6 protein-coding genes are annotated in these 7,051 nt (G+C 67.9%); 2 read left to right on the top strand and 4 right to left on the bottom strand.

The window, feature by feature from the left end:
- Positions 1–7 precede the first annotated feature (7 nt).
- The 3 genes from M4D54_RS13485 to M4D54_RS13475 form a co-directional block, all read right to left on the bottom strand.
- Positions 8–2,050, bottom strand: coding sequence for a TRAP transporter permease (locus M4D54_RS13485; protein ID WP_259892054.1), 2,043 nt, complete (start codon positions 2,048–2,050; stop codon positions 8–10).
- Positions 2,051–2,132: 82 nt separating this feature from the next.
- The gene (locus M4D54_RS13480; RefSeq protein WP_259892052.1) at positions 2,133–3,143 is read right to left on the bottom strand and encodes a TAXI family TRAP transporter solute-binding subunit; all 1,011 of its coding nucleotides are present in this window, start codon (positions 3,141–3,143) and stop codon (positions 2,133–2,135) included.
- A 406-nt stretch (positions 3,144–3,549) separates the two neighbouring features.
- Positions 3,550–4,758, bottom strand: a complete 1,209-nt coding sequence (locus M4D54_RS13475) for a DNA recombination protein RmuC (RefSeq protein ID WP_259892050.1) — start codon at positions 4,756–4,758, stop codon at positions 3,550–3,552.
- 186 nt (positions 4,759–4,944) lie between these two features.
- On the opposite strand from M4D54_RS13475, the gene ychF reads away from it, so the two are divergent.
- The gene (ychF, locus tag M4D54_RS13470; RefSeq protein WP_259892048.1) at positions 4,945–6,030 is read left to right on the top strand and encodes a redox-regulated ATPase YchF; all 1,086 of its coding nucleotides are present in this window, start codon (positions 4,945–4,947) and stop codon (positions 6,028–6,030) included.
- A gap of 299 nt (positions 6,031–6,329) precedes the next feature.
- Here ychF and M4D54_RS13465 read toward each other — a convergent pair whose 3' ends face one another.
- Positions 6,330–6,662, bottom strand: a complete 333-nt coding sequence (locus M4D54_RS13465; protein ID WP_259892055.1) for a transposase — start codon at positions 6,660–6,662, stop codon at positions 6,330–6,332.
- On the opposite strand from M4D54_RS13465, the gene M4D54_RS13460 reads away from it, so the two are divergent.
- Positions 6,546–6,806 carry a hypothetical protein gene (locus M4D54_RS13460; protein WP_259892057.1) on the top strand — a complete coding sequence of 87 codons (261 nt, stop codon included), beginning with the start codon at positions 6,546–6,548 and terminating at the stop codon, positions 6,804–6,806. The two genes, M4D54_RS13465 and M4D54_RS13460, sit on opposite strands and share 117 nt — an antisense overlap.
- Positions 6,807–7,051 lie beyond the last annotated feature (245 nt).

Genomic DNA, 7,051 nt, shown 5'->3' with positions numbered 1-7,051 from the left:
CCGGGTCTCAGGCGGTGGCCGCTGCGTCCTGCGGGACGTGCTCCTGACCGTCGCGATCGGAGATGCGGCGACGGATCACCTGGAGCACCACCACGACGGCCGCCATGACCATGCCGACCGCGGAGACCGGTATCGACGGGTACACCATGAGCACGCCGGCGATGATCAGGACCACCTGTTCCCAGGCCCGGGTGCGGACCACCAGGTGACCGGCCAGTGCCGCGGCGATCACCGTCATGCCCAGGATCACGGTCACGAGGGCCGGCACCAGCTCGCCGATCGTGCCCTCGAGCAGCAGGGCAGGTTCCAGCACGAACACGAAGGGGATCAGGAACCCGGCGATGGCGAGCCTGAGCGCCGTCACGCCCGTGCGCAGCGGGTTGGAGCCGGCGATGCCGGATCCGGCATACGCGGCCAGGCACACCGGTGGGGTGATGTCCGCGAGGATCCCGAAGAAGAACACGAACATGTGAGCCGAGATCAGCGGGACCTCGAAGTTGTTGTACAGGATCGGTGCCGCCACCGTGGCGGTGACCACGTAGTTGGCGGTGGTGGGCAGGCCCATGCCCAGCACCAGGCAGGCGATCATCGTCAGCAGCAGCACCAGCAGGAAGTTGTCCTGAGCAACGTCGATGAGGCTGTTGCCCAGGCGGCCACCCAGGCCGGTGCCGGTCACGGTGCCTGCCACGATGCCGGCGGTGGCGCAGGCCGCGATCACCGGGAGGGCGGTGCGGGCGCCCTCCTCGAGGGTCTTCACTATCCCCTTGAAGGAGAGACGGGTGGACTTGCGCAGGAAGCTCAGGGCGAAGGCCACACCCACGCCCCACAGGGCTGAGCGCGCGGGGGAGAAGCCCGAGAGCATCATCCACACGATCACGATCAGTGGCAGCAGCAGGTCGATCCGCGTCAGCAGGCTGTTCCAGCTGGGCAGCTCGGAGCGCAGCAGCCCCTTGATCCCGTGCCGCTTCGCCTCGAAGTGCACGGAGAGGAAGGCCCCCAGGAAGTACAGGACTGCCGGAATGATCGCGATGATGATGATCTCGCTGTACGGGATGCCCGTGTACTCGGCCATGATGAACGCAGCAGCGCCCATGATCGGGGGCATGATCTGCCCGCCGGTGGAGGCTGTCGCCTCTGCTGCGCCGGCGAAGTGGGGGCGGAACCCGGCCTTCTTCATGATCGGGATGGTGAAGGAGCCCGAAGCGACCGTGTTGGCCACCGAGGAGCCGGAGATCATGCCCTGCAGACCGCTCGCCGCGACAGCCGCCTTGGCCGGACCACCAGTGAAGCGCCCGGTGAGGCGGAACGCGAGGTCGTTGAAGAACGCGCCGATGTTGGTGTGGATCAGCACCACCGCGAACAGCAGGAACAGGAAGATGAACGTGGAGGACACCTGGATCGGGGTGCCGAACACCCCTGAACGCGCGGTGAAGTACGTCTTGACCGCGAAGTCCTGCCAGGACTGGCCTGCCCCGAAGATCCCATAGGCGATCGCGCACAGCGCGATGATCACGATCGGCAGGCCCACGCAGCGCCGGGTGGCCTCCAGGGTCAGCAGGATGCCCAGCACCGCCACCGCGTAGTCGATGCTGCGGTACCCCATGATCTGGACCAGGTTGCTGGTCAGGTGGGAGTACTCCACGACGATGAACAGGTTCACCGCCAGTCCCAGCAGTGCCAGTACGGCGTCGTACCAGGGGATGCCGCCCTTCGGGCGGGTGAGGTGCTTCCCCGCCGGGTACAGCAGGAAGATGATCGAGGTGGCCGCGCCCAGGTGGATCGCGCCCTGGATCAGTGAGGTGCGCGAGCCGAACACGCCGGTGTACAGGTGGAACAGCGTCAGGGCGACGGACAGGCCGCCCACCACCCATGCCCACCAGCCCAGGTCGGTGCGGAAGCGGCTGGCGGTGTCGTGCTCGCGCAGCACCTCCTGCGCGTGCTCCTCGCCGTCGTGCAGCGACTCACCGTCGTGCAGCTGCGTGACGAGGTTCTGCGTGCCGCCTCCCTCAGGAGGAGTGACGGGATCCTGCGCGGTGGGCGCGCCCGGCATGCTCGTGTCCTCGGGGATCGCCCCCGCCGACGAGTCGCCGTCGGCGGGACGCGATCCCGTCCTCTTTCCTGCCGGGGTCATCTCAGAGCAGCCCCTGCTCCTCGTAGTACTTCTCCGCGCCCGGGTGGAGGGGGACCTCGCCCTGACCGAACAGTGCGTAGTCGTGACTGATCAGCTCGGACTGCGGCAGCGTGATCGTCTCGGCGTGCTCGAAGGTGGCCTTGGTGATCTCGTAGGCGAGATCAGGGCTGATCTGGGTGGTGGAGCCCACCAGCGCGGCGGCCACGGACAGTGTGGTGACCGGCTCGGTGAGGAAGTCGTAGGCGTCCGGTTCGATGGTGTAGACCTCGTACAGGCTCTCGTCGGCCACGCTCTGGGCGGTGGACTCGTCCATGGAGACCAGCTTGACGTCGTTGGTGGCGGCCAGGTCCCCCAGGGAGCCGGTGGGGGTGCCCACCACGAAGATCGACGCCTCGATGTTGCCGTCCCGCAGCAGATTCAGGGAGCTGGCGAAGTCCTGCTCGAAGGGCTCGTAGTCGCCCTCACCGATGTCATTGGCGGCCAAGATCGCGTCGGAGACGTTGCGGGTGCCGGAGCCGACGTCGCCCACGGCGATGCGCTTGCCCTTGAGATCCGCGACGGTCTCGATGCCGGTGCCCGCGAGGGTCACGATGTGGGCGGCCTCCGGGTAGAGGGCCGCGATCCACCCCAGGTTGTCCACCTGGGCGCCCTCGAACTCGCCCTCGCCGACGACGGCGGCGTTGGCGGTGTCGGACTGGGAGATGCCCAGCTGCCACTCGCCCTGGAAGATCTTGCCGATGTTCTCCACCGAGGCACCGGAATCGGTGTAGTTCACGGTGATGCCGTCGATGTTGTCCTCGTAGATGGAGGCGTACTCACCGCCCAGCGGGTAGTACACACCGCCGGTGCCGCCGGTGCCGAAGGTGAGGTCGGTGACGAAGTCCTCCTCGCCGCCCCCGCCGCCCCCGTTGCCGGTGTCGCCCCCGCCGCCTTCGTCGTTGCCGCAGGCGGCGAGCAGTCCCAGGGCGGCCACAGGCCCCAGTGCAGTGAAGGTCCGTCGTGCGATCCTCATCGGTGTTCTCCTCGGTGAGTGGTTCGTCGTTCGGTCGATGGGTACGGAAGCATCCCCAGGCCCGCCGGTGCCGACGGCGTCGTCGACCCCCGCGGATGTTCGGTCGATCACATCATGCCCTACTGCCCGGTCGGGGCCGATAACCGCTTTGTGGATGTAACGGTTCGGCCTCAGTGCGCCTGCCCGCACCACGCACCTACGTTGGCCGCTATCGGCGGTGGCGGCCCCGACGGTCGCACAGCGCATCTGCGGTGGCTTCCCGGCATGCGCGAAAGGGGCGCCGGCACGATCGTGCTGATCTCCTCGGTGGCGGGATGGCGACCGGTGCCGGCGGCGGGCGTCGCCTACAGCGCCACCAAGACGGCGCCGGGCCCGGAGGGGGAGCATCCCCGTCGCTGCCCCCGGATCACACCGCCTCCCGGCCCTGAGCGCCCGTTCGCCGTCGGCTGCCGCCGGCGAGATCGGCGATCTCGGCATCGTCAAGGGTGCGGGCACGGCGCTCGAGCTGCTCGACATCCTCCAGCCGCGTGCCTGGAAGCCCCAGGTCCTCGAACCGGCGGGCGGTGACCATCACCCGTGACTGCAGGGACCCCACCGCGTCGTTGAACGCGGCGACGGAGGAGTCCAAGGAGCGGCCCACCTTCCCCAGGTGGGTGGTGAAGGTGCCCAGACGGTGGTGCAGCTCGCGACCGGCCTCCAGCACCTCGCGGGCGTCCCGGTTCAGGGCCTCGGTGCGCCAGGTGTGGGCGACGGTGCGCAGCAGTGCCACCAAGGTGGCGGGGGAGGCGATCACCACGTCCTTGCCGAAGGCGTCGTCCAGCAGGGCTGGGTCCGTCTCCAGGGCGGCAGCGAGCACACCGTCGCTGGGCACGAACAGCACCGTGAACTCCGGGGTGTCACCGAGGGCCTTCCAGTAGGCCTTGGAGGCGATCACGCCCACGTGGTGGCGCAGGGCCTTGGCGTGGGCGGTGCGGCGGGCTGCGGCACGGGCCGGATCCTGCTCCTCGACGGCGTCGAGGTAGGCGTCCATGGGGGCCTTCGCATCGACCACCAGGGTGCGCCCTGCGGACAGGTGCACCACCAGGTCCGGTCGCTGCCCCTTGTCGCCATCGGCCCGGGTGCCGGCGAGCTGCTCGGTGAAGTCCACGTGCTCGAGCATCCCGGCCGCCTCGACGATGCGTCGCAGCTGCACCTCGCCCCATCGGCCCCGTGCCGTCGGTGCCCGCAGCGCTGCGGTCAGGGCTGTGGTGCCGCTCTCCAAGGACTGCGCGCGTTCGGCCAGTTGGCCCAGGTGGGCACGTAGCGCGCCCTCGGCATCGATCCGGGCGGCCTCGGAGCGGGCCAGGGACCGCTCCAGGTGGGACAGGGTGGCGGTGATCGGGGCCAGGGTGCGCTGCAGCTCGGCCTCGCGCTCCTCCTCCGCGGCGTCGCGGCGGGCCGCATCACGTTCGAAGCGCTCATCGGCCAGGCGCAGCAGCTGCCCGGAGGCCTCGGCCCCGGCGCGCAGCTGCTCCTCCTGGCGGAGGGTGCGCTCACGCAGCAGCAGCCAGGTGACCGCTGCGCCCAGCGCCGCGCCCAGGGCCAGGCCCATCAGGAGCATCTGTGTTCCACTCATGGGACCAGCACACCACGGGGGTGCGACGAACCAGCCGAGGCGCGGCTGAGAGCTCGTGAGCTCGAGGCTCCCGGCCGGGGCTGAGGCGCACTGCGGGACAACTGGAGACGGCCGGAGGAGATGCCGCGCACGATCACCGCCCGATCCCGGGTGGGGGAGGCGAGGTCCCCCGTAGAATCATCTCCCGTGGCTCTCACTATCGGAATCGTCGGACTGCCCAACGTCGGCAAGTCCACCCTGTTCAACGCCCTGACCCGCGCCGAGGTGCTCGCGGCGAACTACCCGTTCGCGACCATCGACCCCAACGTGGGGATGGTGCCCCTGCCTGACCCGCGCCTGGCCCAGCTGGCCACCGTGTTCGGCAGCGAGAAGCTGGTGCCGGCCACCGTGTCCTTCGTGGACATCGCCGGCATCGTCAAGGGCGCCAGCGAGGGCGAGGGCCTGGGCAACAAGTTCCTCGCGAACATCCGTGAGGCCGACGCGATCTGCCAGGTCACCCGCGCGTTCTCCGACCCCGACGTGACCCGCGTGGCCGGCAGCACCGACGCCGCCGGCGACATGGAGACCATCGCCACCGAGCTGATCCTGGCGGACCTGCAGACCATCGAGAACTCGATGCAGCGCCTGGAGAAGGAGACCAAGCGCGGCCTGCTCGAGCCCAGCGTGCTGGAGAACGTCACCGAGGCCAAGGAGCTACTGGAGAGCGGCCGGACCCTCTACCAGGGCGCCCAGGCCGCAGGCATCGACGTCGCCGAACTGCGCGAGCTGCAGCTGATGACCGCCAAGCCCTTCATCTACGTGTTCAACACCGACGAGGAGGGCCTCGCCGACACGGCCATGCAGCAACAGCTGCGTGAGCTGGTGGCTCCCGCCGAGGCGATCTTCCTGGATGCCAAGTTCGAGGCCGAGCTGATCGAGCTGGACGCCGAGGAGGCCGCCGAGATGCTGGAGTCCACCGGCCAGGAGGAATCCGGACTGGACCAGCTGGCTCGCGTCGGCTTCGACACCCTGGGCCTGCAGACCTATCTCACCGCCGGGCCCAAGGAGGCCCGCGCCTGGACCATCCCCAAGGGCGCCACCGCCCCCCAGGCCGCCGGAGTGATCCACACCGATTTCGAGCGCGGCTTCATCAAGGCCGAGATCATCTCCTTCGACCAGCTGATGGAGGCCGGCTCCAAGAACGAGGCCAAGGCCAAGGGCTGGGTGCGCATGGAGGGCAAGGACTACGTCATGGCCGACGGAGACGTGGTTGAATTCAGGTTCAATGTCTAAAAAGCGCTTCTGACCAGGGGTTTTGCCTTCGCAGCTTCTGATCTGGCTCGTCAGTCGAGTTCCGATCTACCATCAGTTGCTAAGCGTTTGCCCCGCTGACCTGGGATTTTGATCGACCTCCGCGGAACTTCCGCAGAGGCCGATTCTCGTTTCGGCGGTGCGTGGGTGGAGCGGTCAAGCCGCGTCGGTCGGCCAGCTCTGAAGCGGGTTCGAGCTGTTCGACGCGTGATCTCTTGACAAGTGCGCTGACTCAATAAGCAGCCTGACTCAAAAGTCGGTTGCCCCAACAACGCCTCGGTTCACTGGGATAGGCCTCGTTCCTCCAGAGTGCGCGTGATCTCGTCCCACTGGGAGCTCTCTATCAGTTGGCGGTGCCGGCGCAGGGCCGTCTGCCATGCCCCGAACTCCGCTGGGAGCTCGCGCCACGTGATGCCAGTGCGGGTCTTGTAGAGCGCCGCGTCGACGATCGTGCGTATGTCAGTGCGTGGCCGCCCTCGGCGAGGGACTTCTTCTGTGTGAACGATGTGCTTTATCCAGCTCCATTGCTCATCTGTGAGTCGTTGATAGTCAGGCTGGAGGCCTTCGATGTCGCTGCTGTCGTCACCGTCGCCCGTCTGGCCGTCGATTCGCACGGCTTTGACCACGCCGCGGATGACAGCGCATTCGGTGCATTGGACGGTTGGCTCAACGTAGCGAGGGGAATGCCCGACCAAGGTCTCGACGTGCTGGCAGGTCAGTTCCACTCGCCAACTGGCGCTGCGGTCGATGTGCAATGAGGGTGGGTATAGGAGCTGTCGGAGCTCATCGCGCTGAGTCGGCGAAAGTGGCGGGAACGGGCAGCACAGATGGGCGTGTCAGATGGTCTGTGTAAGCCGTACCGAGAGGAACGGTAAGAATCATGACCATGACCGACGAGAAGACGCCGGGTGGGCCTTCGGGCCAGGACCTGGTCGAGCAGCTGAAAGCCTCAGGGCAGCTTGATGCCCTGTTCGCGCAGATCGACGCGGGCGGCGTCGAGCTC

The sequence above is a fragment of the Brachybacterium sp. p3-SID1565 genome (genome assembly GCF_025143785.1).
Lineage (GTDB): Bacteria > Actinomycetota > Actinomycetes > Actinomycetales > Dermabacteraceae > Brachybacterium > Brachybacterium epidermidis.
Note: the sequence above shows the minus strand (reverse complement) of the source record. Positions and strands in the feature narration are given on the sequence as shown.

Bases quoted from the DNA above. Each gene is read 5' to 3' on its own strand.
- M4D54_RS13485 (WP_259892054.1), bottom strand. From the start codon at position 2,050: ATGCCGGGCGCGCCCACCGCGCAGGATCCCGTCACTCCTCCTGAGGGA.
- M4D54_RS13480 (WP_259892052.1), bottom strand. From the start codon at position 3,143: ATGAGGATCGCACGACGGACCTTCACTGCACTGGGGCCTGTGGCCGCC.
- M4D54_RS13475 (WP_259892050.1), bottom strand. From the start codon at position 4,758: ATGAGTGGAACACAGATGCTCCTGATGGGCCTGGCCCTGGGCGCGGCG.